At 65.3% G+C, this 922-nt stretch carries 2 protein-coding genes; both read right to left on the bottom strand.

Translation table 11 applies throughout. The features are described 5' to 3' along the window. Positions 1-12: 12 nt before the first annotated feature. A complete protein-coding gene (locus APH36_RS19360) occupies positions 13-378 on the bottom strand; it encodes a hypothetical protein (protein WP_060499875.1) in 366 nt (121 codons plus the stop codon). 5 nt (positions 379-383) lie between these two features. After that, positions 384-812, bottom strand: a complete 429-nt coding sequence (locus APH36_RS19355; RefSeq protein WP_060499874.1) for a DNA polymerase III subunit chi — start codon at positions 810-812, stop codon at positions 384-386. Positions 813-922 lie beyond the last annotated feature (110 nt).

Here is a 922-nt window from a genome sequence, read left to right as displayed (position 1 = left end):
GGAAATTCAGGATTACTCCGAACGCTTGATCAACCGCTCGATCCGCGCATCCAGCCGGCGCTTGATCTCGTTCTCGATGTGCGGGGTGAAGTCGTTGATCACGTCCTGCATGATCATCTGCGCCGCGGCACGCAGTTCGCTCTCCAGGTGCAGCAGGGTGTCCTGGCGGCGGGTTTGCGGGTCGTCCTCGGGCTCGGCAGCCGCCGGTTCGGCAACCGGTGCTGGGTTGCCGGCAGGCTCTTCCAGCAGTAACGGAATCTGCTCCACGGTTTCGGTCAGCAGCGGCGGTTGCAGGTCGGCGTCGCCAAGCAGCTGGCGGATCGACTCGAGGTCATCGAGCAGATGGGCGGAGTCGGGCAAAGGGGAGGGCTTGTCCATCGTCGTCAAAGTCGCTGTAAGCGGTGGTCTTGCAGAGCATAGCCCTGTTCACGGTAGAAACGGAATCGCTCTCGGGCCGATTGGCGGATGCCAGGCTCCTCGACCACGATTTCGGCCACCCGCTCGAACTGGCCGACAAAGCCCGGCACGCTGGCGCCAAGGTTGATCAGCAGGTCGCGGTGCTCGCCCGCGCTATCTGCCAAGCCCAGCGCCACGCTGGCATCGGCATGCACCTCGGCCAGGTCGTGGGGCACGAACGCCTCGCCCTTGAAGCGCCACAAGCGTTGGTCCAGCTCGCTGCGCTGTTCCGCGTCCTGGCAGTGCAGGTACACCCGGTGGCCGAGGCGCCAGGCCTTTTCGCACAGCTTGCAGGCGAAATCGAGCCGCGCCGACAGCGAGTCGGTGGGCAAGATGTAGAAGTCGACTTTGCTCATGGTGAGAATCGCCGACCAGTGGCGCACAAGGCGCCACCGGCCTCACGGCATCACGCGCCAGCGCGGTCCAGCAGGTACTGGGTCAGCAGAGGCACTGGGCGGCCGGTGGC

The sequence above is a fragment of the Pseudomonas sp. NBRC 111133 genome (genome assembly GCF_001320605.1).
GTDB classification, from domain to species: Bacteria; Pseudomonadota; Gammaproteobacteria; order Pseudomonadales; family Pseudomonadaceae; genus Aquipseudomonas; species Aquipseudomonas monteilii.
Note: the sequence above shows the minus strand (reverse complement) of the source record. Positions and strands in the feature narration are given on the sequence as shown.